The 23,404-nt window shown below is 63.7% G+C and carries 22 protein-coding genes; 18 read left to right on the top strand and 4 right to left on the bottom strand.

What is annotated here, in order from left to right; translation table 11 throughout:
- The first annotated feature begins 253 nt into the window (after positions 1 to 253).
- Positions 254 to 2,296, top strand: coding sequence for an elongation factor G (gene fusA / locus DZK26_RS10690; protein WP_116897447.1), 2,043 nt, complete (start codon positions 254 to 256; stop codon positions 2,294 to 2,296).
- Here fusA and coaE read toward each other — a convergent pair.
- Positions 2,259 to 2,924: a dephospho-CoA kinase gene (gene coaE, locus DZK26_RS10685; RefSeq protein ID WP_116897446.1), complete on the bottom strand. Its 666-nt coding sequence runs from the start codon at positions 2,922 to 2,924 to the stop codon at positions 2,259 to 2,261. The genes fusA and coaE overlap by 38 nt on opposite strands.
- A 128-nt stretch (positions 2,925 to 3,052) precedes the next feature.
- Here coaE and DZK26_RS10680 point away from each other — a divergent pair, with 128 nt between their 5' ends.
- On the top strand, positions 3,053 to 3,691 hold the full coding sequence (locus DZK26_RS10680; protein ID WP_116897445.1) for a response regulator: 639 nt from the start codon (positions 3,053 to 3,055) through the stop codon (positions 3,689 to 3,691).
- Between the two features lie 53 nt (positions 3,692 to 3,744).
- Here DZK26_RS10680 and DZK26_RS10675 read toward each other — a convergent pair whose 3' ends face one another.
- Positions 3,745 to 6,252, bottom strand: coding sequence for an Rne/Rng family ribonuclease (locus DZK26_RS10675; RefSeq protein WP_258870823.1), 2,508 nt, complete (start codon positions 6,250 to 6,252; stop codon positions 3,745 to 3,747).
- 663 nt (positions 6,253 to 6,915) lie between these two features.
- On the opposite strand from DZK26_RS10675, the gene DZK26_RS10670 reads away from it, so the two are divergent.
- The 13 genes from DZK26_RS10670 to DZK26_RS10610 all read left to right on the top strand — a co-directional run bounded on the left by DZK26_RS10670 (position 6,916) and on the right by DZK26_RS10610 (position 20,475).
- Complete coding sequence (locus DZK26_RS10670) at positions 6,916 to 7,845, top strand: RluA family pseudouridine synthase (protein ID WP_116897443.1); 930 nt, start codon at positions 6,916 to 6,918, stop codon at positions 7,843 to 7,845.
- A gap of 19 nt (positions 7,846 to 7,864) precedes the next feature.
- The gene (locus DZK26_RS10665; RefSeq protein ID WP_116897442.1) at positions 7,865 to 9,109 is read left to right on the top strand and encodes a lipoprotein-releasing ABC transporter permease subunit; all 1,245 of its coding nucleotides are present in this window, start codon (positions 7,865 to 7,867) and stop codon (positions 9,107 to 9,109) included.
- Positions 9,102 to 9,785: a lipoprotein-releasing ABC transporter ATP-binding protein LolD gene (gene lolD, locus DZK26_RS10660; protein ID WP_116897441.1), complete on the top strand. Its 684-nt coding sequence runs from the start codon at positions 9,102 to 9,104 to the stop codon at positions 9,783 to 9,785. Before DZK26_RS10665 ends, lolD begins: the two co-directional genes overlap by 8 nt.
- 2 nt (positions 9,786 to 9,787) lie before the next feature.
- Positions 9,788 to 12,064: a DNA internalization-related competence protein ComEC/Rec2 gene (locus tag DZK26_RS10655; RefSeq protein ID WP_116897440.1), complete on the top strand. Its 2,277-nt coding sequence runs from the start codon at positions 9,788 to 9,790 to the stop codon at positions 12,062 to 12,064.
- A 107-nt stretch (positions 12,065 to 12,171) separates the two neighbouring features.
- Positions 12,172 to 12,792, top strand: coding sequence for a MotA/TolQ/ExbB proton channel family protein (locus tag DZK26_RS10650; RefSeq protein WP_116897439.1), 621 nt, complete (start codon positions 12,172 to 12,174; stop codon positions 12,790 to 12,792).
- An 11-nt stretch (positions 12,793 to 12,803) separates the two neighbouring features.
- On the top strand, positions 12,804 to 13,226 hold the full coding sequence (locus DZK26_RS10645) for a biopolymer transporter ExbD (RefSeq protein ID WP_116897438.1): 423 nt from the start codon (positions 12,804 to 12,806) through the stop codon (positions 13,224 to 13,226).
- Positions 13,223 to 14,977 carry a lipid A export permease/ATP-binding protein MsbA gene (msbA, locus tag DZK26_RS10640; RefSeq protein WP_116897437.1) on the top strand — a complete coding sequence of 585 codons (1,755 nt, stop codon included), beginning with the start codon at positions 13,223 to 13,225 and terminating at the stop codon, positions 14,975 to 14,977. The genes DZK26_RS10645 and msbA overlap by 4 nt, the downstream gene beginning before the upstream one ends.
- A gap of 6 nt (positions 14,978 to 14,983) precedes the next feature.
- Positions 14,984 to 15,973 carry a tetraacyldisaccharide 4'-kinase gene (lpxK, locus tag DZK26_RS10635; RefSeq protein ID WP_116897436.1) on the top strand — a complete coding sequence of 330 codons (990 nt, stop codon included), beginning with the start codon at positions 14,984 to 14,986 and terminating at the stop codon, positions 15,971 to 15,973.
- Positions 15,970 to 16,713: a 3-deoxy-manno-octulosonate cytidylyltransferase gene (gene kdsB, locus DZK26_RS10630; RefSeq protein WP_116897435.1), complete on the top strand. Its 744-nt coding sequence runs from the start codon at positions 15,970 to 15,972 to the stop codon at positions 16,711 to 16,713. Before lpxK ends, kdsB begins: the two co-directional genes overlap by 4 nt.
- A gap of 46 nt (positions 16,714 to 16,759) precedes the next feature.
- A complete protein-coding gene (locus DZK26_RS10625; protein ID WP_116897434.1) occupies positions 16,760 to 17,227 on the top strand; it encodes a low molecular weight protein-tyrosine-phosphatase in 468 nt (155 codons plus the stop codon).
- A complete protein-coding gene (uvrC, locus tag DZK26_RS10620) occupies positions 17,224 to 19,032 on the top strand; it encodes an excinuclease ABC subunit UvrC (protein WP_116897433.1) in 1,809 nt (602 codons plus the stop codon). Before DZK26_RS10625 ends, uvrC begins: the two co-directional genes overlap by 4 nt.
- Before the next feature lie 49 nt (positions 19,033 to 19,081).
- Positions 19,082 to 19,642 (top strand): CDP-diacylglycerol--glycerol-3-phosphate 3-phosphatidyltransferase, encoded by a 561-nt coding sequence (pgsA, locus tag DZK26_RS10615; RefSeq protein WP_116897432.1) that lies wholly within the window; start codon positions 19,082 to 19,084, stop codon positions 19,640 to 19,642.
- Between the two features lie 14 nt (positions 19,643 to 19,656).
- On the top strand, positions 19,657 to 20,475 hold the full coding sequence (locus DZK26_RS10610) for a trans-aconitate 2-methyltransferase (RefSeq protein ID WP_116897431.1): 819 nt from the start codon (positions 19,657 to 19,659) through the stop codon (positions 20,473 to 20,475).
- Between the two features lie 13 nt (positions 20,476 to 20,488).
- On the opposite strand, the gene DZK26_RS10605 is transcribed toward DZK26_RS10610, so the two are convergent.
- A complete protein-coding gene (locus DZK26_RS10605; RefSeq protein ID WP_147306609.1) occupies positions 20,489 to 21,535 on the bottom strand; it encodes a phosphate/phosphite/phosphonate ABC transporter substrate-binding protein in 1,047 nt (348 codons plus the stop codon).
- A gap of 56 nt (positions 21,536 to 21,591) precedes the next feature.
- Positions 21,592 to 22,398 carry a folate-binding protein YgfZ gene (locus tag DZK26_RS10600; protein ID WP_116897429.1) on the bottom strand — a complete coding sequence of 269 codons (807 nt, stop codon included), beginning with the start codon at positions 22,396 to 22,398 and terminating at the stop codon, positions 21,592 to 21,594.
- 20 nt (positions 22,399 to 22,418) lie between these two features.
- Here DZK26_RS10600 and DZK26_RS10595 point away from each other — a divergent pair, with 20 nt between their 5' ends.
- Genes DZK26_RS10595 through sdhD form a run of 3 tightly spaced genes read left to right on the top strand, consistent with a single transcriptional unit; the run spans position 22,419 to position 23,403 of the window.
- On the top strand, positions 22,419 to 22,616 hold the full coding sequence (locus tag DZK26_RS10595; protein WP_116897428.1) for a DUF1674 domain-containing protein: 198 nt from the start codon (positions 22,419 to 22,421) through the stop codon (positions 22,614 to 22,616).
- A 29-nt stretch (positions 22,617 to 22,645) separates the two neighbouring features.
- Positions 22,646 to 23,023 carry a succinate dehydrogenase, cytochrome b556 subunit gene (sdhC, locus tag DZK26_RS10590; RefSeq protein ID WP_116897427.1) on the top strand — a complete coding sequence of 126 codons (378 nt, stop codon included), beginning with the start codon at positions 22,646 to 22,648 and terminating at the stop codon, positions 23,021 to 23,023.
- Positions 23,020 to 23,403 (top strand): succinate dehydrogenase, hydrophobic membrane anchor protein, encoded by a 384-nt coding sequence (gene sdhD / locus DZK26_RS10585; RefSeq protein ID WP_220337043.1) that lies wholly within the window; start codon positions 23,020 to 23,022, stop codon positions 23,401 to 23,403. The genes sdhC and sdhD overlap by 4 nt, the downstream gene beginning before the upstream one ends.
- Position 23,404 lies beyond the last annotated feature (1 nt).

Genomic DNA, 23,404 nt, shown 5'->3' with positions numbered 1-23,404 from the left:
CGCCATCAGCCTGCGGAGCAGGCGGGCGGAATATATTTTGACGTGTCGAAGCCCGCACCGCGGTCGGTGGCGCAAACTGGCCTGCCGACAGCGGGATCGATGAACCACCCGTGATCATCCTGTGGTGCAGGCGGGTGTAGTTCGGCGACGCCAGCTTGCCCGGGGCAACTGGCCAACCATTGGCCCGGCATTTGCCGATTGACTCGTTGCTGAATTAGGATGCATCAACACCTGCCGCTTCAAGGAGACTCGCATGGCGGAGCGCGACACCGGCGCTATACGGAACGTGGCCCTGCTGGGTCACGGAGGTTCGGGCAAGACATCTCTCGCGGAGATGCTGTTGGTCAAGGCGGGCGTTCTGGGTGAACCCGGCTCCCTCGAGCGGGGTACAACGGTCTTTGATTTTGATCCGCTCGAGAAGGAGCACCAGCACTCGCTGAATTCGGCCATCGCCTCGCTTGTCTTCGAGGGGGCTCATGTCAATCTGCTCGACACACCCGGAGATCCGGATTTTCGCGGGCAGGCCCTGGCAGCGATGGGCGCGGCGGAGACGGCGGCGATCGTCGTCAATGCGACAGCCGGCATCGAGATGTCGACCCGGCGGTTGATGCGGCGGGCTCGCCAGCGAAAGCGATGCCGTGTCATCGTCATCAATCGAATGGATGCCGAGGGCGCCGATCTCGAGCAACTGCTCAGCGACATCCGCGAGGAATTCGGCGCACAGTGCCTGCCCATAAACCTGCCGGCCGATGACGGTGCCACCGTCCGTGACTGTTTCTTCAAGAGCGATGGCGACACCGATATCTCCTCGGTGGCCGAGGCTCACACCGAAATCGTCGACCAGGTCGTGGAAGTGGACGAAGCGCTGATGGCGCGCTACCTCGATGGTGAGGAGATCGACCCGCAGTTGCTTCACGACGCTTTCGAACAGGCACTGCGCCAGGGTCACCTGGTACCGATCTGCTTTACTTCGGCGTTGACGGGCGCCGGCTGCGGCGAATTCCTGCGCCTGTGTCGCCACTTGTTCCCGAGCCCGCTGGAGGGCAATCCGCCGCCGTTTCGCAAGGGTCCGGACGGCGAACGCGTTACGGCCAGCCTGCAGCCCGACGACCACGTGCTGGCGCATGTATTCAAGGTCAGCAATGATCCGTTTGCAGGTAAGCTCAGCATCTTTCGTATCTATCAGGGTACGGTGCGACCCGACACACAGCTCTACGTCGGCGAAAACCGCAAGCCGATCAAGGCCGCCCATCTGTACCGTATCCAGGGCAAGGAACATATCGAGATCGACGAAGCCGTTCCCGGTGATATTTGTGCCCTGGGCAAGGTCGAGGAAATTCATTACGACGACATACTGCACGACAGCCACGACGAAGATCACTACTACCTCAAGCCCATCGATTTTCCGAAGCCGATGTTCGGCCTGGCGGTGGAGGTGACGAGTCGCGGCAACGAGCAGAAGCTGGCGTCGTCGCTGGCACGGTTGGCCGAAGAAGATCCGTGTTTTGTTGTCGAGCACAACCAGGAACTCAACGAGACGGTTGTTCGTGGTCTCGGGGAGATGCATCTGCGCGTGATGCTCGAGCGCATGAAGCAGCGTTACAACGTGGATGTCGAGACCCGTAATCCGCGTGTCGCCTACCGAGAAACCATTACCCGGCCAGCGGAAGGGCACTATCGCCACAAGAAACAAACGGGCGGTGCCGGCCAGTTCGGCGAAGTCTTCATGCGGGTACGGCCGCTGGGACGAGGCGAAGGCTTCGTGTTCCGTTCGGAAGTCGTCGGCGGTGCCATCCCTTCCAGTCTGATTCCCGCCGTGGAGAAAGGTGTGCGCCAGTTGCTCGACGAGGGCGCGATCGCCGGTTTTCCGCTGCAGGATGTCGAGGCCGTGGTCTACGACGGCAAGCACCATCCCGTCGATTCGAAAGAGGTGGCCTTCGTGATTGCCGGCCGCAAGGCTTTTCTCGACGCCGTGCGCAATGCCGGTCCGCAGGTACTCGAGCCCGTGGTCGAACTGGAAGTCACCGTTCCCGACGACTCAATGGGTGATGTAACCGGGGCGCTCGCATCCAAGCGGGCAAGGATTCAGGGCACCGACAGCCTGAGTGGCGGCATGGCGAGTGTCTCGGCCGCCGTGCCGCTTTCGGTGCTGGCGGAATTTCCCAGCGAACTCAAGAGCCTGACCGGTGGGGAAGGGCGTTACACCATGTCTTTCTCGCACTACGAAGCCGTGCCGGCCGGCGAACAGACCGAACTCGTCAAGGCCTTCGAGGCGAACGCGAGCGACGACGACTGAGCGCGCCCAGGCGTTCATGCAGTTCGTCGGTGGCCTGAACGAGTTCGTCGAACGATCCGCTGTTGTCGATAACGTCCGTGGCTACGGCCAGCCGTTCGGAACGGCTTGCCTGTGCTGACAGCATGGCTTCCGCCTGTTCCGGCTCGACACCGTCGCGCTCGAGCAGGCGCTCGATTTGAACGGACTCCGGCACATCGACGACGACGATTCGGTCTGCGTCCTTGAACAACCCCGATTCAATCAGTAGCGGAACCACCAGCACAACGTAGTCGGCGTCTTCGTGCCGCTCGATCTGGCGGCGCGCCTCGCGTTCGATGAGTGGGTGCAGGATGGCTTCCAGTGTCTCGCGCTGTTCGGGGTGGGCGAAAATGCGTTCCCGTAGCGCCCGCCGGTCGAGACTGCCCGCTTCGTCGAGAATTTCGGGCCCGAACGCGTCCACGACTGCACTCAGGCCAGGGCTCCCGGGCGCAACCGCCTCGCGGGCGAGCAGGTCGGTGTCCACGACCGGCACGCCTTTTTCGGAAAGTCGATCGGAAACGCTCGTCTTGCCGCTGGCCACTCCGCCGGTCAATGCGACCAACAAGGGTCGAGCCTGTTCCCCGGTGTGATCTGTCGTCGAATCCTGCATCTTGCAGTTATGCCTCGATCGGTTGCTTTCAGGCCGTGTTTGCTGTGCCGCGCAAACGTTCTTCACTCACACATCAATTTGCGTTAGTGTAATTCGTGGGAGAGGGTATACAACACGGGGACAGCTAATTGACCGATATTCTGATTGTCGACGACCACGATCTGGTCAGAACGGGGCTTAAGAACATTCTTGCCGGGGAAGCCGGTCTGGAAGTGGTCGGGGAGGCATCGACCGGAGAAGACGCCATCCGGCTCGCGCGCAAGCTCGAACCCGACCTGATTCTCATGGACGTGGGCCTGCCGGGTCTTTCCGGGCTCGAGACGACCGAGCGAATTCTCAAGGCGCAACCCGATACGCAAGTGATCGTGCTGACTGCCCACAGCGAGCCGCCGCTGCCGGCGCGTCTGCTCGATTCCGGTGCATCGGGATACCTGACCAAGGCCTGCGATGCCGGAGAGCTGCTGCGCGCGGTACGCAAGGTTTCTCAGGGCGAGCGCTACATCGGTGCCGATATCTCGCAGCAACTGGCGATTTCACTACTGCCGGGAACGCCCCAGTCGCCCTTCCAGGAACTGACCGGACGCGAACTCGAAATCGCCCTGATGTTGACGCAGGGCATGAAGATGCAGTCCATCGGTGAAGTGCTCAACCTCAGCCCCAAGACGGTGGCGACCTACAAGTACCGGATCTACGACAAGATCGACGTCGGCAGCGAGGTCGAACTGCTGCGCATGGCGCTGCGTCACGGGCTGGTTTCGGAAGTCTGAGCCAGGCAGGTTCGGGGCCGCGGTGCGGCCCCGAACGAAGGAATTACGCTCGATCAGTCATCATCCTTGAGGCGGTAGATGCCACCGCCTTCGGGAATCGCGCCCGATTTGTCCTTGCGCTTGTCATCCCGCTTTTCTTTCGAGCCGTCCGACGATTGATCACGTTCGCCGTCCGGAGAACGTTCTCGACTCTCTTCCTGCTTCGGCTCGCTCCTGGGCTCCGGCTTTGGCTCGGCTGCTTGCCCGGAATGCCTCTCCGGAGCCGTTTTCGATTCCTGATCCGATGCCTGACGGGTCGGCTCCTCGGGCTTCGATTGAGGTTTCGTGTCGGGCTTCGGATCAGGCTTTTGTGACCGTGAATCCGATTCATGCTCCGGCTTCTGGTCCGGTTTCTGCCCGGATTCCGGGTCGGGTTTCCGATCCGGCTTCTGCGCGGATTCTGGATCGGGCTTTTGATCCGGTTTCTGCTCGGGTTTCGGGCCGGGCTTGTTGTCCGGCTTTTCGGGCTCGGATTTCTGTTCGGACTTGTTGCCCTGGTCCTCGCTCTTGTTCTGGCCCTGATCCTGGCCCTGATTCCTGTTGTCGGAACGACCGCGACGTTTTTTGCCGCCGCGACGACGGCGCTTCTTCTTCTTTTTGCTGCCGCCGTCGGGCTCGTTGCCCGCTTCGGCCGGCTTCTGGTCACCCGGCTTTCCATCAGACGGCTTCCCGCCGGTCTTTTTCTTCTTGCCGCGCGACTGGCTTTTCTTCTTCTTGCCGCCGGGCTTCCCCTGGTGACGATGCGATTTGTCCACGGCCTTGTCCGGGCGTTTGCCACCGTGCTTTTGCGGGTGCGGTCGGCCGGATTTGCGCTCCTTGTGCTGGTCCTCGTCGTTCCCGGACAGTCCACCGAACAAGGACTTCAGCCACGCCAGGAAACCCCCGGGCTTGCGTGCCGGGGCCGGAGCCGGCCCGCTTCGCTGGATGCCGCTGACCGCCGCCGGCTCGGGTGCCGGCCCGGGCTGGGCTTCGGCCTGTGCGGGCAACGATTCGGCTTCCTCGCCGCTGGCCAGGGCGTAACTGGGCTCATCGACGGATTCGCTGGTGCGTAGCCGCTGGATTTCGAAACGAGGTGTTTCGATCCAGCGGTTGGCCACGATGGTGATACCAACCTTGGTGCGTTCCTCGATCTCTTCGGCAGCCTGGCGCTTTTCGTTGAGCAGGAAATTCGCCACTTCGATCGGCGCCTGGACGATCACCCGCGACGTGTGTTCCTTCATGGATTCTTCTTCGGCCAGTCGCAGGATGGACAGCGCGAGCGACTCGATCGAGCGAATCGCGCCGTAGCCGTCGCAACGCGGGCAGGTGGTGTAACTCGATTCGCCCAGGGAGGGTCGCAGGCGCTGGCGCGACATCTCGAGCAGGCCGAACCGCGAGATGCGCCCGATCTGCACGCGCGCCTTGTCCATTCGCATGGCTTCACGCAGGCGGTTCTCGACCTGTCGCTGGGCGTCCTTGCTCATCATGTCGATGAAATCGATGACGATCAGGCCACCCAGATCCCTTATCCGCAACTGGCGGGCAATCTCGTCGGCCGACTCGAGGTTGGTCTGAAGTGCCGTTTCCTCGATGTCGGCACCCTTGGTCGCGCGCGCCGAGTTGATGTCGATCGACAGCAGGGCCTCGGTGTGATCGATGACGACCGCGCCGCCGGACGGCAGGCGCACTTCGCGCGCGAACGCGGATTCGATCTGACTTTCGATCTGGTAGCGCGAGAACAGGGGCGTATCGTCACGGTAGAGCTTGAGCTTGCGCAGGTTATGCGGCATCACCTGCTGCATGAACTCGCGTGCATCCTCGAAGACCTTTTCGTCATCGATGAGGATTTCGCCGATGTCGTCGCGCAGGTAGTCGCGCAACGCGCGAATGATCAGGTTGCTTTCCTGATAGATCAGGAAGGGCGCCTTCTTGCTGCTGGCCGCTTCCTGGATCGCGCTCCACAGCTTGAGCAGGTAATCGAGGTCCCACTGCAATTCTTCGCGCTCGCGTCCCACGCCGGCCGTGCGCACGATACAGCCCATGCCGTTGGGGATCTCGATTTCCTTGAGCGTATCGAGAAGCTCCTTGCGCTCGTCGCGCGTGATCTGGCGCGACACGCCGCCGGCCCGCGGATTGTTCGGCATCAGGACCAGATAGCGCCCGGCCAGGGAAACGAAGGTGGTCAGCGCCGCACCCTTGGTGCCGCGCTCTTCCTTGTCGACCTGGACGATGACTTCCTGGCCGCCCTGGACGGCATCCTTGATCTCGACGCGCTCTCCGGATTCCAGCGTCTTGACGGCGGCATCACTGAAGTATTCACGGCTGATTTCCTTCATGGACAGGAAACCGTGCCGCTCGGACCCGAACTCGACGAAACAGGCGTCGAGGCTCGGTTCCACCCGCGTGATGCGGCCCTTGTAGATGTTGGACTTCTTCTGCTCCTGGGCAGGCACCTCGATATCGAGGTCGAGCAGGGTCTGGCCATCGGCAATGGCCACTCGCAACTCTTCGGGCTGAGTTGCGTTGATCAGCATGCGTTTCATTGTTGTTCCTCCGGCGCCCCCGACCGCCACGGGTAACGGTCTTCGGGCGGGTGGTGCCGGACTTCGCCTTGCCCCGGGACTCGGGGCCGAGCGGGTAAACCAGCCTAAATCGATTGTCGCCGGGCATTCTCGCCCGGGCATTTTCTCGAGGCGCCACGAACTACGCGACGCTGCCTGGTTTCCATGCGGCCGCGCGAGGCGCAGGCCTGCAATATCTGACACCACACCCGGAGACCGTGCATCGGTCGATCCGGGGCGCATATTCTTCGTTTCCGGCCGCCGGCTGTCTCCGAGTGATTCGGACATCGGCGGCACGCGTTTTCATCTGCCGCGACCGGACCGGTTCGATCCGGGTCGTCGTGCAATTCGATGTTGTCCTTGAGTGGACGGCTCCCGGTCTGCCTTTGCCGGCCGGGAGTTGAGCAAATGGTTCCGGTGGCGAATGCAACGTGGCCCGTATCCGGCCTTGCCAACGCCGCTTGTATCGGAATTGACAGATGTGTCAGCATCCGCGATCGGGTTCACGCGGGTACCGAGTATGAACTGCGGTCGATCAAAAGACCGCGCGGGACCCCGCATGCGCCTGACACGCATAGTTTATCATCGATCGCTTGGCAACGATAGCGGTCATCCACCGTGAAACGCCCGAAGGCAGGCGCTTTTATGCATGACAGGAACCAGGGGCGCAGCGTGCGGCACGTTACCGTCAGCGATGACCGTTCCGGCCAGCGACTGGACAATTTCCTGATGTCGGAACTGGGCTCGGTACCCCGCGGCCTGGTCTACCGCCTGGTACGCACCGGGCAGGTTCGGATCAACGGCCGGCGCGCCAAACCCATGAAGAAGCTCGAGGCCGGCGACGAGGTGCGGATTCCGCCCGTCTCGTCGAGGGCGCCGGAGGATCGCCGAGTGCCCGAAGGCATGATCGATCGCATTCGCGAGTGCATCATCGAGCAGAACGATCAATTCATCGTTCTCGACAAGCCCGCCGGCGTGGCCGTTCAGAGCGGCAGCGGCCTGCAATGGGGGCTGATTGATGTTCTCGCCAGAATGGGCGAGGGATACCGGCCCGTGCATCGCATCGACCGGGCGACCAGCGGTGTTCTGGTCGTCGCTCGCAATCACCGGGCCGCGCGTGAACTGCAGAGGGCCTTCTCGGGCCAGGCCGTGGAGAAACGCTACCTGGCCCTGTTGACGGGCGAGCTCGCAGAGGCAAAGGTAACGGTGACCACCCCCCTGAAAAAGATTCGTGATGCCAGTGGTCAACGCCGGATCATCGCCGCAGAGGACGGACAGTCGGCGGTGAGTCATTTTGAGTTGCTCGAGCGCGTCGGTGGATACAGTTACGTCGAGGTGCGTATCGAGACGGGGCGCACGCACCAGATTCGGGCCCACGCCGCCAGCATTGATCACCCGCTGGCCGGGGACGAGCGGTACAATCAGCATCCGGCTCCGCCCGGCCTCAAGCGGCTGTTTCTCCATGCGCATTGTCTGAAGCTGCCCTGGCCGTCGGAGCAAGTCTTTTCGGCACCGCTGCCCGACGAGCTCACCGCCGTGCTTGAGCGACTTCGTTCAGGCACGCGCTCAGCCTGAGACAGGAATCCGCTAGCGAATGTACCAACCTTTGAGCATTTTCGTCGGCCTGCGCTACTTGCGCGCGAAGCGGCGCAACCATTTCATCTCCTTCATTTCGCTCGTATCCATGGGCGGCATCGCCCTGGGCGTGATGGTGCTGATCACCGTGCTGAGCGTTATGAACGGCTTCGAGCAGGAATTGCGTGAGCGCATTCTGGGCATGATTTCACATGCCACCATCGAAGGTGCCGAGCGCCGCTTGTCTGACTGGGAGTCGCTGCTCGAACAGGTGCAGGCCCATCCCTCCGTGGTCGGGGCCGCACCGTATGTGGAGCAGGAGACCCTGATCAAGGGGCGGGGAACGGCCGGCGCCCAGGTCCGCGGCATCGATCCCGGGCTCGAGCCGATGGTCTCCGACATCGGCGAACTGATGCGACACGAGGATCTCGATGCCCTGGTGCCGGGCGAGTGGCGCGTCATACTCGGCGGCGGCCTGGCCGCCCGACTCGGTGTGCGCGAGGGGGATTCGGTCACCATCTTCGCGCCCGAAATTCGAGCCACCCCGGCCGGCGTGGTGCCGCAGGTGCGTCGCTTCGAGGTGGCCGGTATCTTCGAGGCCGGCGTTCAGCAGTACGACACCGCACTGGCCGTTATCCACTTCCGCGACGCACAGCGCCTGTTCCGGCTCAGCGAGCAGGTCAGCGGCATCCGCTTGAAGTTCGATGACATGATGCAGGCGCGTTCGATCGCCTGGGAACTGAGCGATCAGCTCGGTGGGGCGCACAGCGTACGGGACTGGACCCAGCAGCATGCCAACTTCTTCCGCGCCGTGCGCACCGAAAAGACCGTCATGTTCATCATCCTTTCACTGATCATCGCCGTGGCGGCCTTCAATATCATTTCCACCCTGGTGATGGTGGTGACCGACAAGCAGGCCGACATCGCCATTCTCAAGACCATGGGCCTGGGTCCGAGGAAGATCATGGCCATCTTCATGGTCCAGGGTTCGCTGATCGGCGTCATCGGCACGTTGCTGGGGATCGTCGCGGGCGTCGCCCTGGCCCTGAATGTCGAACAGCTGGTCGCCTGGCTCGAGCAGTTCCTGAGCACGGATTTCCTCTCCGCCGAGGTCTACTACATCAGTGACCTGCCTTCCGAACTGCGCTGGGCGGACGTGATCAAGTTCGGTTCGGTCGCCCTCGTGCTGTCGCTGCTGTCGACGATCTATCCCGCCTGGCGGGCCGCACGCACGGAACCGGTGGAGGCACTGCGCCATGAGTGATGTCATTATCCGCACGCAGGGCCTGGTCCGGACATTCGTGCAGGGGCCGACGGAGCTGAAAGTGCTGACCGGTGTGGATCTCGAGATCCGGGCCGGCGAGCAGGTTGCCATCCTGGGCGCGTCCGGTGTCGGCAAGAGCACGCTGCTGCATTTGCTCGGCGGACTGGACAAGCCGACCGCCGGCGTGGTGGAGGTCGCCGGCGAGAACATGGCCCGGGCCGACGAAGCCCGCCGGGCGGCCCTCCGCAACCGCCATCTCGGTTTCGTCTACCAGTTCCACCACCTGTTGCCGGAATTCACGGCACTCGAGAACGTTGCCATGCCGCTGCTGATCGCCGGTCGAACCGCCGCGGCCGCACAGGCCGAAGCGACGGCCCTGCTCGAACGCGTGGGGCTGGGGGAACGGCTGACACACAAGCCCGGAGAGTTGTCCGGCGGCGAACGTCAGCGGGCCGCGGTGGCGAGGGCGCTCATCAACCGCCCCGACTGCGTGCTCGGCGACGAGCCGACGGGCAACCTCGACGAGCGCAATGCCGAGCATGTCTACGAGTTGATGCTCGAACTCAATCGTGAATTCCGGACCAGCGTCGTTCTCGTCACTCATGACCCGCAGCTGGCTGGCCGAATGGATCGGCGACTGGAGATGACCGGCGGTCAGCTCGTGCCCATCGACTGATCATGGGCGGCGGGGGCGGGCGTCTGGCACTGGCCTTTGTCGGCGGCTGCCTTCTCGCCTCCTGGCTGCCGTCGCTTCCCGGCCCTGCTGTCCTGCTGTCGCTTGCCGCAGTCGCCGGCATCCTGTGCGCCTTCTCCGTCACGCGCCTTCCGGCCGTTTTTCTGCTGGGGGCTTTGTGGTTCCTGGGCAGTGCGCAATGGCAGCTCGATCAACAGTGGCCCGATGCCCGCGCCGGCGAGGAGGCCACCGTGGTCGGCACCATCACGGCGTTGCCGCAGCGCTCCGGGCAAAGCGTGCAATTCACGCTCGCCGTCGACGGCGAGGCCAGTCCACAGGGTCTTCCCGAGCGCATTCGTGTGCGCTGGTATCGCCCGTTTCGCCGACTCGAGCCGGGCAGCCGATGGCGCATGAACCTGCGACTGACGCCGCCGGCCGGCCGGGACAATCCGGGCGGCTTCGACTACGAGCGCTACTTGCTGGCCAGGCGAATCGGTGCCATGGGCCGTGTACGGGGCCGGCCTGAACTGCTGGCCGAAGGTCCCGGCGGGCACTGGCTGGATAAGCAGCGCCAAAGGGTCTCGGACATCCTCCAATCAGAGACCGTCGACCAGGATGTTGCCGCATTGAAGCGGGCGCTGGGTGTCGCCGACCGTTCCGGGATGCGCCCCGAACTGTCCGAGCTTCTGCGGCAGACGGGAACGGCGCACCTGTTGGCGATCTCCGGCTTGCACATCGGCATGGTGGCCGGCCTGGCCGGTCTGCTCGCAGGCTGGCTGTGCGCGCCGCTGGCGCTTTTCGCCGCACGGGCCGATCGTCGCAGGATCGGCATGGCGGTCGGTTTGGCGATCGCGCTGGGCTATGCGGGCCTGGCCGGATTCACGCTGCCGACCCAGCGTGCACTGGTCATGCTGGCCGTCCTGGCCATTGCGCTGCTGGGCCGTCGTGCCGTCGCGCCGGGGCGGGCGTTGCTACTGGCCCTGCTCGCCGTTCTCCTGTTCGATCCGCTGTCGCCCTTGTCGATGGGCTTCTGGCTTTCCTTCGCGGCGGTGGCCGTACTGCTTTTGGCCTTTGCCTGGCGTCCGTCGAGGCCGGGTCAGTGGCTGACCGGGCTGGTACGCGCGCAGGTGGTGCTGATGATCGGCCTGCTGCCGCTGAATGTCGGACTGTTCGGCCAATGGGTTCCCGGCGCCTTCCTGGCGAACCTCGTGGCCATTCCCCTCATGGGACTGGTGGTGCTGCCGGCGCTGTTGCTCGACGTGGTCACGATTCTGGCCGGCTTTCCGGCCAGTCCCGCAGGTGCCATTGCCGGGGGCGGCCTGGGCATCCTGCTGGGCTTTCTCGAGTGGGTCCATGGCTTGTCGATCGCTCACGTTCCGCTGGCGGGTGGGTCGAAATGGGCGCTGCTGTCCGCCGCGGCGGGTGCTGTCTGGTTGATTGCACCGCCGGGTTGGCCGGCACGGGGTCTGGGAGCCGTGCTTTTGCTGCCGCTGCTGTGGCCGGCTCGTGCAGCGCTCGAGCCCGACGAGCTGGAAGCCTGGTTCCTGGACGTGGGCAACGGCCTTGCCGTGGTCGTGCGAAGTGCCGACGAAGTCCTGCTCTACGATACCGGCCCCGGGGATGGCGAAGGCGGTGACGCGATCTCGGGCATCCTGCCGGATGCGCGGCGACGGCTCGATCTCGGCTCGGTCGACCGGGTCGTCGTTTCTCACGATCATCGCGGCCATTCGGGTGGACTGGCGTCGGTGGTCGATGCGGATATGCTCGTTTACGGCAGTGGTATCGAGAACGCCCGGCCGTGTGTCGCCGGCGAGGCGTGGCGCTCCGGTCCCTGGCGTTTCCGTTTTCTCCATCCCAGCGTCGCATTGCCGGATCTCGGCGGTAATTCATCCTGTGTCCTGCATGTCACCGGCCCCGGCGGCAGCCTGCTGTTGACCGGAGGAATCGATGCCGATGTCGAGGCCCGGCTGGTGGCCGAATGGGGCGGGCCGCCGTCGGACGTGCTGCAGTTGCCCGCCGGCGGGCATCGCGACGGCAGCAGTGCGGCCTTTCTCTCGGCGGTCGCTCCCGACGTTGCCGTTGCCTCCGTCGCTCGCCACGACCGCTTCGGCCGGGTTCACGATGAAACCCGTGGTCGGCTGGCATCAAGGGAAATCAACCGGGTAACGACCGGCCGATGCGGCGCGGTACGCATCCGGTTGCGGCCGGGCGTGCCGGTGCAGTTCGAATCGATGGCCACGCGCAGTCAACGTTTCTGGAAGCCGCGCCGGGGCTGCCCCTGAATATCCCGCCACCTGACCGGCAGTCTCCTGATTACAACGCGACGAGTACTGGGCAAACCCGTTATCATGCGCGTTGGACAAGTTGAAGGTCGGGGCCGACTTAAAAGATGCTTGAAATCGTCATCGCGGGTGGATGGCTGATGGTGCCGATTCTGGCCTGCTCCATCATCGCTGCCGCCATCATTATCGAACGTTTCGTGAACCTGCGCCGCAAGCGGGTGCTGCCAGCCGGCGTCCTTGATCGGGTACTCCAATGGGCGGCGCAGCGCGAGCTCGACCGCCAGCATATCGAGCAGCTCAAGCGTTCTTCGGCGCTGGGCCGTGTGCTCGCCTCGGCACTGATCAACCGACGCCGCGAGCGTGAGGTGATCAAGGATTCCGTCGAGGATACCGGGCGGCACGTGGTGCACGAGCTCGAGCGTTTCCTCAACACCCTGGGCACCATCGCGGGTATTACGCCGTTGCTGGGGCTGTTGGGCACGGTCATCGGAATGATCGACGTTTTCTCGGCCATCATGCTTCACGGCGTGGGCGATCCCAACGAACTGGCCGGCGGTATCTCCCAGGCCCTGATTACCACGGCTGCGGGCCTGACCGTGGCCATTCCCAGCTACTTCTTCTATCGTTATTTCCGCGGACTGGTCCGCGCCTACGTGGTCGATATGGAACAGCAGGCACTCGAACTGCTGCACACCATCGAGCTCAAGCGCCCACAGGCCGCCGGCTGACGCACCCGGTCATGAAACTGCAGCATCATGAAGAAAACGAAGAGCCGGAAATCAATCTCACGTCGCTGATCGACGTGGTCTTTCTCCTGCTGATCTTTTTCATGGTCTCGACCACCTTCGAGCGCCAGGCCTTGTTGCGCCTGAACCTGCCCGAGGCGAGCACGGCCGAGTCGGAAACCGTGCCCGAAATGGTCGAATTCATCGTCACGGACGAAGGCCGGCTGTTCGTCGGTGACCAGGAGCTGGTGGATACGCGCCAGGCGACCGTTCAGGCCGCCATTGCCGAGCGCTTCGGGGAAAATCCCGAAGCCGTTCTGGTCGTTCGCGCCGACGGTGAAGCACCGCACCGCCTGGTGGTCCGAGTGCTCGACTCGGCCGCGGCCGAGGGCATTCGCCGGGTCAGTATCGCGGCGGTCGAAGGAGAATCCGAATGAATGCGCCGGCCAGCATGACCGGCCGCCAAGTTTATCGCCGCCTTCTGAGCATGGTGCTCAAGCACCGGCTGATCTTCGGCCTGGCGTTGCTTGCGGTGGGCCTGGACGCGGCCGGTCAGGGCTTGTTCTTCTACCTGCTGCGGCCGCTGATCGACGACACCATCGCCAACCCCAACCCGGAATTCAATTACGTGTTGCCGGCACTGGTGTTCCTGTCGCTGGTCCTGCGGGTCGTCGGCAATTTCGGCGGGGAGTTCGGCATGCAGTGGGTCGGACGGAAACTGATTGCCGACCTGCGCAATGCGCTGTTCGATCGCTACCTGGAGTTGCCCGCGGCGTACTTCGATCGTGAATCCTCGGGCCAGATGATCTCGCGATTGACCTACAACACCGAGCAGGTCGCCGAGGCGGCCACCAAGGCCCTGATCGGCGTCTCGCGCGACGTCATGACCGTGATCGCGTTGTTCGGCGTGATGCTCATCCAGTCCTGGCGCCTGACCGTCTCGCTGCTGTTGCTGCTGCCGATCATCGCCGTGATCGCCTACATCATCAGCCGTCATTTCCGGCGTATCTCGACCAACATCCAGGACTCCATGGGCGATGTCACCCATATCACCGAGGAGGCCGTCAACGGACACCAGGTCGTCAAGGTATTCGGTGGACAGCAACACGAGCGCGACAAGTTCCAGGGCATCAACGAGAGCAACCGAAAGCTGCACTTGCGCCTGGTCGGGACGCAGCTGCTTTCCTCCTCGCTGGTGCAGATGGCCGCCGGTGTGGCGCTGGTTGTGCTGCTGGTCGTCGCCGCCAGTGACTTGATGGGCGATACGGTGACGGCCGGCATCTTCATGTCGGTCCTGGCCGCGCTGGCCGCCACCATTCCGCCGCTCAAACGCCTGACCAAGATGCACGTGACCATCGAACGTGGCGTCGCCGCGGCCGAGAGCATCTTTCGTGTCGTGGACACGCCGGGAGAGACGGATGACGGCTCCTACGAGCCGGAACATGTGCGCGGCGACATCCGGTTCGAGAACGTTTCTTTCTCGTATCCGGATGCCAGCGATTCCGCGCTGATCGATCTGGACCTGCATATACCCGCCGGCAAGGTAACGGCCCTGGTCGGCCGGTCGGGTTCCGGCAAAAGCACCATCGTCAAGCTGCTGCCGCGGTTCTACCAGCCGGCCGCCGGTCGTATTCTGATCGACGATGTCGATATTCGCGACTTCAAGCTGTCGGCGCTGCGAGACCATATCTCCCTGGTCAGCCAGGACGTGGTGCTGTTCAACGACACCATCGGCCGCAATATCGCTTACGGCGGCCTGGCGAGTGCCACGCCCCGGCAGATCGAGGACGCCGCGCGTGCGGCCCACGCCATGGAGTTCATCGAGCGGCTGCCGCGGGGCCTGGACACACCGATCGGCGAGGACGGCTCCCTGCTTTCCGGCGGCCAGCGTCAGCGTATCGCCATCGCCCGTGCCGTCCTCAAGGACGCGCCCATCCTGATCCTCGACGAGGCGACTTCAGCGCTCGACGCGGAGTCCGAGCAGGCCGTGCAGGATGCCCTCGAGGAGTTGATGGAAAACCGGACCACCCTGGTCATCGCGCATCGCCTGGCCACGGTGCAGATGGCCGATCAGGTGGTCGTCCTCGATCATGGCCGGGAAGTCGAGTCCGGTTCGCACGCCGAATTGCTCGAGCGCGATGACGGCCTCTATCGCTACCTGCATCGGCTCCAGCTTGCCGGTGCGTGACCGGCGGTGAGGGCGCGGCTTGAGCACTATCTGACCGGGCTGTGGTTTTCGCAGCGGCGGCCGCCGCTGTGGCTTCGAGCGCTCGTACCCTTCTACCGCACGGCGGCCGGCCGACGCGCACGGGTGACGAAGGAGCGACCGCCAAGCCCGGTGATCGTGGTCGGCAATATCACCGTCGGCGGTAGCGGCAAGACGCCGGTTGTTGCCGCACTCGCGAAAATGCTCCAGCACGCCGGGCATGCGCTGGCGGTCATCAGCCGGGGTTACGGCGGGCAGGGCAGCGAGGCGCCCAGGGCGGTCACGCCATCGAGTGATCCCGAATCCGTCGGTGATGAACCGGTCTTGCTGGCACGCCGGGCCGGTTGTGCCGTGTGGGTCTGCCGCGACCGTCGGGCCGCGCTCTCGGCCGCCATCGGCGGCGGCGCCGACGTGGTGCTGTCGGACGATGGGCTGCAGCACTCGCGTCTGCCCAGGAGTTACGAAATCTGCGTCATCGACGGACTGCGGGGTCTGGGCAACGGTTATCTGCTGCCGGCCGGTCCGTTGCGGCAGCCGGTCGAGCGCCTCAGCTCGATCGACCAGGTGCTCGTCAAGGAGGCCGGAAGGGAGCATGGTGACCTGGAAGCTTTCGGCACACCCTTTGCCGTCGCACCCGGACGACCCTATCGACTTTCTGCGCCGGAAGACGAGGCGGCCATGCCGCCCCGGGAGCCGTTCGACGCCGTGTGCGCCATCGGCAATCCGGACAGTTTCTTCGTGTTGCTCGAGGCCCTGGGCTACCGTTTCCGTCCCCGGCCGTTTCCCGACCACCATGCCTTCACGGCGGCCGAGCTGTCCCGCTTTCCGGGACCGCTGATCGTGACCGAGAAGGACGCGGTCAAGCTCGAGCACCTGGACGAGCTGCCCGAGACCTGGGTATTGCCGATCGAGGCGACGTTGCCGGCGTCGGTGCGCGAAGCCGTACTGGCGCATGTGCGAGAATTCCAGTCGTCATGAGTGACTTCCACGTCCTGATTCCGGCGCGCCTGGCTTCCACGCGCCTGCCGCGAAAGCCGCTGGCCGATGTTGCCGGTCGTGCGCTGATTCTGCGTGTGTGTGACCGCGCCCGCAGCGCCGGGGCGGCCGGCGTTCATGTCGCCACCGACAGCGAGGAAGTGGCCGCGCTGGTGCGCGCCGACGGCGGCGAGGTAGTCATGACCCGGCCGGATCATCGTACCGGCACGGACCGGCTGGCCGAGGCTGCCTCCATCCTCGGGCTCGGCGGCGACGATATCGTGGTCAATCTCCAGGGCGACGAACCGGAAATGCCGTCGGCCTGCCTGCGCCAGGTGGCCGAATTGCTTCACGCGCAACCGCAGGCCCGAATGGCCACGCTCTGGCGCTCGATGAGCGACGAGGGCGAATGGCGCAATCCCAATGTGGTCAAACTGGTTGCCGACCTGGCGGGCAGGGCGTTGTATTTCTCCCGCAGCCCGATTCCCTGCGTGCGCGAGGGTGGCTGGCCGGCCTCCGGCGCCCGGGCTCATCTGGGCCTTTACGCCTATCGTGCACGTGCGCTCGAACAGTGGCAGACACTGCCGGCATCGGAACTGGAGCGCCTGGAATCGCTCGAACAGTTGCGGGCATTGACGGCCGGCTGGTTCATCGCCTGTGCGCAGGCCGTCGAAACGGTACCCGCCGGCATCGATACGCCGGAGGATCTGGCCGAAGTGGCAGCGCGATTCCGGCCAACATAAGCCCGCCAACAGTTAATGTATAAGTTTATATTAGCGATATAAGATCATGGAAAGTATATTGTTTGTATGCCTCGGTAATATTTGCCGGAGCCCCACGGCGAAAGCGGTTTTCGACTGGAAACTGCGCCGGGCGGAACTGGCGGTCGAGACGGACTCGGCCGGCACCACCGCCTATCACGTCGGCAGTCCCCCCGATCCCCGTGCCCAGCGAATTGCCCGGCAATGGGGACTGGATATCAGCACCGAGCGGGCGAGGGTGGTCATCCCCGAGGACTTTTCGCGCTTCGACGCCATATTCGTCATGGACCGATCCAACCTCGAGGATCTCCGGGCCCGGCGCCCGGCCGACAGCAGCACCCGGCTCGACCTGGTCATGAGTCTGGCGCCCGACTACGGCATCGAGGAAGTGCCCGATCCGTACTATGGCGGCGTGGACGGTTTCCAGCGGGTCATCGACATGCTCGAGGTGGCCGCCGATCGCCTGGTCGAGGAACTGCGCACGGCGCGGCAATGAGCGACTTCGACGGCCGAGCGTTTGCCCGCAGTCTCAGCACCGGGCCCGGCGTCTACCTGATGCGCGACCCGAACGGGAAGGTGCTCTATGTCGGCAAGGCGCGGAATCTGCGCCGCCGGGTAGCCAGCTATTTCAATCGCAGCGACCTAGGCCCCCGGCTCAACCTGCTGGTGCGCAAGGTCGACAGCATGGAGATCAGCCTGACCCGCACCGAGGCCGAGGCGCTGCTGCTCGAGAACGAGTGGATCAAGGCGTATCGGCCGCGCTTCAACGTCAACTTGCGCGACGACAAGAGCTATCCCTGGATCCGGCTCGAGACCGCGCACGACTATCCGCGCATCGGTTTCTACCGCGGCAGCCGCAAGCCGCCGCATCGTTACTTCGGACCGTTTTCCAGCGCTGGCGCCGTACGCGAGGCGCTCAACCAGATTTACCGTCTATTCGGCCTGCGCCAGTGCCGCGATACCGTGTTCGAAAATCGCTCCCGACCCTGTCTGCAATACCAGATCAATCGCTGCAGCGCGCCCTGCGTGGGCTACATCAGCAAGGAAGACTATGCCGCCGACGTGCGCGCGGCCGTTCAGTTTCTCGAGGGGCGAAGCGATGAAGTCATCGAGCATCTCGGCGAGCGCATGGAACAGGCCTCGAAAGCGCAGGAATTCGAGAAAGCGGCGGCCTATCGCGACCGCATCCAGGCGGTGCAGCGCGTGCGCGGCAACCAGTTCGTGACCGGCGGTAGTGGCGAGACGGACGTCATCGGCATGCACGTCGAAGCGGGCAAGGCCTGCTTCCACGTGGTGGAATTTCGCCACGGGCGCAACGTGGGCGGGCGCAGCTACTTTCCCGGCAACCTGCATTCAGACATGTCGGAGGCCGAAATCCTGGGCGCCTTCCTGGGGCAGTACTACGCTGATCGCAATCCGCCGGCCGAAATCCTGCTCTCCCGGGAACCGGTCGATGCCGCGCTGTGGAAGGAGGCATTGGGTTCACGCCGCGGCGCACGCGTGGAGCTTGCCTGGCGGCTGCGGGGGCAGCGGGCCGAGTGGGTACGCCTGGCTTCGGCCAACGCCGGTGATGCCCTGCGCCGCCGCCTGGCCGAGCGCGACCAGGTCGGCCGCGGCCTGGCCGCGCTGGCCGAGATGCTGGAAATGCCCAGTCCGCCCGAGCGACTGGAGTGCTTCGATATTTCGCATATTTCCGGCACCGAAACGGTTGGCTCCTGCGTGGTTTTCAGCCCGAGCGGACCCGAGAAAAAGCAGTATCGCCGTTTCAATGTCAGCGACATAGCGCCCGGTGACGACTACGCCGCCATGGAGCAGGTGCTCAGGCGCCGCTACTCCCGCGTGCTCGAAAAGGGCGAAACCCTGCCGGATCTGGTCATCATCGACGGCGGAAAGGGCCAGCTCACTCGCGCCCGCAAGGTCTTCGAGGAACTGGGGCTCGATGCCCTCCCGATGCTTGGCGTGGCAAAGGGACCCGCACGCCGGGCCGGGCACGAACGCTTCATCATGGGTGAGCGTGAAGCCGTGCCGGGGCCGCATCATCCGGCCTCACACCTGGTCCAGCAGATCCGGGACGAGGCGCATCGCTTCGCCATCGCCGGCCATCGCAAGCGACGGCACAAACGCGCCCAGGCCTCGCCGCTGGAGCAGGTTCCGGGGGTGGGGCCGAAACGCCGTCAGGCCCTGCTCAAGGCCTTCGGCGGCTTGCAGGGTATTCGCAAGGCCGGGGTCGACGAATTGGTGCGCGTCGGCGGTATCAGCCGCAAGCTGGCCGAAGCCGTGGTGGAACATCTGCACAAGTGATGCCGCTGATGCGGGATAATGAGATGTTTTCCGGCCCCGGAGGGAAGTCTTGCAGTTGACCATTCCGACACTGCTGACGCTGCTGCGCATCGTATTCATTCCGGTGCTGGTGGTGGTGTTCTATCTGCCGTTCGACGGGGCCAACCAGCTTACGGTTGCCTTGTTCATTCTGGCGGCCGTGACCGACGGTCTCGACGGCTGGATCGCCCGACGGTGGGGCATGACGAGCAGTTTCGGCGCTTTCCTTGATCCGGTCGCCGACAAACTCATGGTCACCGTGGTGCTGCTGATGATCGTGCAGCGCCATCCCGAGATCGGCATCGCATTGTCCGCCGCGGTCATCATCGGTCGTGAAATCACGATATCGGCGCTGCGCGAATGGATGGCGGCACTCGGCGAGGCGGGCCGGGTCAAGGTTGCCTGGGTGGGCAAGATCAAGACCATCCTTCAGATGGTGGCCATCGGCTTTCTGCTCTACGGCGAGCCCCTGTGGATCATTCCGGTATTGGAGATCGGCCGCTGGTTGCTGATCCTCGCGGCCATGCTGACGATCTGGTCGATGTCGATTTATCTTCGTGCCGCCTGGCCGGCAATCCGCCAGCAGTCCTGAGGAGTTTGTAATTCATGTCCCGCACACGCAGGAATCAAGTTTCGCTGGCCGATCGGGCCGATCGCCATACGCTCTACGAGGAAAGCGTTCAGGATCCGGAATCGGAGCTTGAATTCGTCTCGGAGACTTTTGAAACACTGAACGGGCGTCCGCTCCGCTTCATTCGCGAGGACTTCTGCGGCACGGCCAATACCGCCTGTCACTGGGTGCATGACGATCCCGAGCATCGCGCCGTGGGGGTCGATCTGGATTCGGAGGTGCTTGCATGGGGCCGCGAGCATCACCTGGCGGCCTTGACGCCCGAGGAACGCTCACGCATCGAACTGATCGAAGGCGACGTCATGACCGCCGAGACGCCTCGGGTCGATGCGCTCCTGGCGATGAACTTCAGTTACTACCTCTTCACGACCCGCGACAGTCTTCGTGCCTATTTCGAACGCGCGCGGCGGGCACTGGTGGATGACGGGATATTGTTCCTCGATGCCTTCGGCGGTTACGAGGCCCATCGTGAACTCGAGGAACGGACCGAGTACGACGATTTCACCTACGTCTGGGACCAGGCCAGTTTCGACCCCATCCAGCACGCCATGACCTGCCAGATTCACTTCGAATTTCCCGATGGTTCGGAACTGAAGCGGGCATTCGAGTATCACTGGCGTCTTTGGACGCTGCCCGAGATCCGGGAGTTGCTGGAGGAGGCGGGCTATTCCTCGGTCGAGGTCTACTGGGAAGGAACCGACGAGGAAACGGGGGAGGGCAACGGCATCTACGAACCGGCCGACACCGGAGACGCCGATGCCGGCTGGATCTGCTATCTGGTCGCTCGAAAATAGACTCGAACCTGGCTTACAAGATCGAATACACCAGGCTCAGCCATTCCTCGAGCCCCTCGTACTCCGCCGGGCGGGCCTCGATGAACTGGTCGATATCGAGTTCGTTGAGGGCGACGAAATGTTCCTGGTCTTCGTGCAGGGCCAGCAGCGCGGCCTGGATTTCTTCCTGGATGTCGGCAGGCACGTCCGGGCTGGCGGCGATCGTGACCCCCGGAAACTCCTGAGAAGTAAGCGCATTGGCCATGTTGACGTAGCGCGACACCAGGTTGTGCGGCACGACGGCTGCATCGGCTTCCTGAGAAAACACAATCTCGACGGCGTCCAGCCAGGAACCGGCGTTGGACTGGATGATCGGCTGCTGCATCGGGTTGTCGAACCAGCTCGCCAGAATCAGGTAGCCCAGGCTTGGCGCCGGCATGGTCGATACGCGCTGGCCAACGAAATCCCGGACGCTCGCGTCGGCATTGTCCATCGAGGTCAGCAGTGAATAGGTGATCGGCTGACTGGCACGCACCAGTGGCGAGTAGTCGTACTGTTCCATGCGATAGGCGGTCAGATGCGGTTCCTCGAGGACCAGGTGCGGGTTTTCACCGCGGCGCGTGCTCAGCCAGTAGCGATGATAGTCGGGTGAAAGTTCCAGGTTGAACCGGTAGGGAAGGGCATCGTTGAGATAGTCCACAAGCGGGCGATAGACCAGCTCGGCCGTCTCCGGCGAAAAAATGGGGTGGCCCTGGAACGTGAATGTTTCCGCGGCTTCCTGGGTCGCTTCGGCGGCTTCAGGCTGCTGTGCGGCAGCCGCTTCTTCCGAATCAGCAGCCGCTTCCGACGCTTCGTCGCCTGCCTGGGGGTCTGCCTCCCCGGCATCATTGGCGGTCTGCTCCTCCGGCTCCGGATCGGACGCTTGCTCCTGTGCATCCTCGGCGAACGTTTCAGAGACGCTCTCTGCGACCTCTTCCGGAACTTCGCCGGACTGATCCCGGGTTTCCTCTTCCTGTGCCCAGATGAATCCGGCCAGGATCAAGCCCAAAAGCAAACTCCCGAGTTTGATTGAAGTTTTCATTGAACAGACCCCTCTAAATTCATGATTTGCGGATTTCTTTTTCACTGTTCTCGATGTTAGCACAGCCCTTCTGGCGGCGTCACTCGCGCTGAATGCGAGCGTTCACCTTCATGCAGGAAGACCTCATCGCCGTCCTCGATACGGGTCGCCACCACGGCCAGGCCAATGGTTTCCCCGTTGCTGTTCATGGCGCTCAGGCAGTGACCGATTCGAGCGCCGGTGGCATCGAAAAGTCTGGAATGGGCGTTGACGCTGACTTCATCGTCACTCCTGAAGCCCACCAGCCTGTACTTGACCGAACCGCGGTAGTGAAGCCGGGCGATGACTTCTTGACCGGGATAGCAGCCCTTGTCGTAGGCCAGTGCACCCAGACTTTCCAGGCCCAGCCATTGCGGCAGGTGCTGCTGGCTGCTGGCCGGCTCCAGCCAGGGAAGACCGCGGCACAGATCGAGCCGCTGCCAGCGCCGAAGCAGTTCGGTGTCACCCTGCGCGTCGCAAAAAGCGAGCATGCCGCGATCGGTATCGACGGAAAGAGCCGGGGTGTCTGCGTCGGGATCGAACGTGCCTGCAACCTGTCCCGTCCGGGAAATCCGCGCTTGCCGGCCGATGGTGAACTGGTGGAGCTTGTCCCGCACAGTTTCGGCCTGGGCCGCGGGAATTACCAGTTCGACGCCATTTTCACTGCCACGGGCCATCATGAAGCTGATGACACGGCCTTTCGGGTCGCACCAGGCCATCGGCGACCAGTGCCGGTCGGACAAGGTGTCGATGCTGACCGTGAACTGCGCCTGCGCATAGGCGAGCGCATCAGGCCCCTCGATTGAGCAAGAGCGGAGGTGATCAAGTGAAAATCGTTTCGACATGCCGGGTAAAATGGAGCGTCATGAACGGTTACAATTCTACATCGTCAGGCGCGAATCCAGATCAGCGCGCTGCCGAATCCAGCCACGATCAAGCATCTTCTGATGGTTCCTCGAAGACGGAGACCGATCGGCCGCGGGAATTCGGTGGGCGCAGGAACGGTCTCGAGCCGACCCGTTACGGCGACTGGGAGAAGGACGGTCGCTGCATTGATTTCTGACCTGGACTGAAACCGGGAGTATTGAACCCATGGTGACGGACAATCGCCCCCTTTCACCCCATCTGCAGGTCTATCGCCCGCAGTTGACCTCGACGATGTCGATTGCGCATCGGCTCACCGGTGTACTGATCAGCCTGGGCATGGTCGTGATAATCGCCTGGGTGGTCGCACTGGCGGCCGGGCCGGAAGCCTACGCCACGGTCACCGCCTGGTTGGGCACCCCCGTTGGCCTGATCGCGCTATTCCTCTGGACTGCGGCGCTGCTCTATCACCTGCTCAACGGGATTCGGCATCTGTTGTGGGATGCCGGCTGGCTGCTCGAGCTCAAGGGCGCCTACGCTTCCGGATGGACGGTGCTCGTTCTTACGGTGGTGTTGACGGTCATCGTCTGGGGAGGCCTGCTGTGAACGAACTTCGCAACCCACTCGAGCGCGCCCATAATCACGGATCGGCCCACGACGGCGTCGGTCATTGGTGGGCCCAGCGATTTTCCGCCATTCTCCTGGTCGTGCTGACGGCCTGGCTGATCTGGGCGCTGGCGACGCTGGTCGGAGCCGATCATGCCGCAGCCGCGGCGTTTCTGGCGCACCCCTTTCACGCCGTGATGGCGATCTTGTTCGTGGTCGTGGGCTTCTACCACGGCCAACTCGGCCTGCAGGTGGTGATCGAGGACTACGTTCATCAGCGCGCGCTCGAGGTCTTTCTGCTGGTCGCCATCAAGGCCCTGGCCCTGTTCGGAGGTCTGCTGGGCGCACTCGCCATTCTCAAACTGGCTCTGGGAGTCTGAA

It is taken from the genome of Wenzhouxiangella sp. 15190 (assembly GCF_003417465.1).
Lineage (GTDB): Bacteria > Pseudomonadota > Gammaproteobacteria > Xanthomonadales > Wenzhouxiangellaceae > Wenzhouxiangella.
This window is presented reverse-complemented; position numbering and strand designations above follow the sequence as displayed.

Excerpts from the sequence above, each read along its gene's own strand:
- DZK26_RS10675 (WP_258870823.1), bottom strand. The coding sequence starts at position 6,252 with ATGAAACGCATGCTGATCAACGCAACTCAGCCCGAAGAGTTGCGAGTG.
- DZK26_RS10610 (WP_116897431.1), top strand. The coding sequence starts at position 19,657 with ATGTCCCGCACACGCAGGAATCAAGTTTCGCTGGCCGATCGGGCCGAT.
- DZK26_RS10595 (WP_116897428.1), top strand. The coding sequence starts at position 22,419 with ATGAACGGTTACAATTCTACATCGTCAGGCGCGAATCCAGATCAGCGC.
- uvrC (WP_116897433.1), top strand. The coding sequence starts at position 17,224 with ATGAGCGACTTCGACGGCCGAGCGTTTGCCCGCAGTCTCAGCACCGGG.
- DZK26_RS10625 (WP_116897434.1), top strand. The coding sequence starts at position 16,760 with ATGGAAAGTATATTGTTTGTATGCCTCGGTAATATTTGCCGGAGCCCC.
- DZK26_RS10655 (WP_116897440.1), top strand. The coding sequence starts at position 9,788 with ATGGGCGGCGGGGGCGGGCGTCTGGCACTGGCCTTTGTCGGCGGCTGC.
- fusA (WP_116897447.1), top strand. The coding sequence starts at position 254 with ATGGCGGAGCGCGACACCGGCGCTATACGGAACGTGGCCCTGCTGGGT.
- DZK26_RS10665 (WP_116897442.1), top strand. The coding sequence starts at position 7,865 with ATGTACCAACCTTTGAGCATTTTCGTCGGCCTGCGCTACTTGCGCGCG.
- sdhC (WP_116897427.1), top strand. The coding sequence starts at position 22,646 with ATGGTGACGGACAATCGCCCCCTTTCACCCCATCTGCAGGTCTATCGC.
- DZK26_RS10650 (WP_116897439.1), top strand. The coding sequence starts at position 12,172 with ATGCTTGAAATCGTCATCGCGGGTGGATGGCTGATGGTGCCGATTCTG.
- DZK26_RS10645 (WP_116897438.1), top strand. The coding sequence starts at position 12,804 with ATGAAACTGCAGCATCATGAAGAAAACGAAGAGCCGGAAATCAATCTC.
- DZK26_RS10605 (WP_147306609.1), bottom strand. The coding sequence starts at position 21,535 with ATGAAAACTTCAATCAAACTCGGGAGTTTGCTTTTGGGCTTGATCCTG.
- lolD (WP_116897441.1), top strand. The coding sequence starts at position 9,102 with ATGAGTGATGTCATTATCCGCACGCAGGGCCTGGTCCGGACATTCGTG.
- msbA (WP_116897437.1), top strand. The coding sequence starts at position 13,223 with ATGAATGCGCCGGCCAGCATGACCGGCCGCCAAGTTTATCGCCGCCTT.
- DZK26_RS10670 (WP_116897443.1), top strand. The coding sequence starts at position 6,916 with ATGCATGACAGGAACCAGGGGCGCAGCGTGCGGCACGTTACCGTCAGC.
- DZK26_RS10600 (WP_116897429.1), bottom strand. The coding sequence starts at position 22,398 with ATGTCGAAACGATTTTCACTTGATCACCTCCGCTCTTGCTCAATCGAG.
- coaE (WP_116897446.1), bottom strand. The coding sequence starts at position 2,924 with ATGCAGGATTCGACGACAGATCACACCGGGGAACAGGCTCGACCCTTG.
- kdsB (WP_116897435.1), top strand. The coding sequence starts at position 15,970 with ATGAGTGACTTCCACGTCCTGATTCCGGCGCGCCTGGCTTCCACGCGC.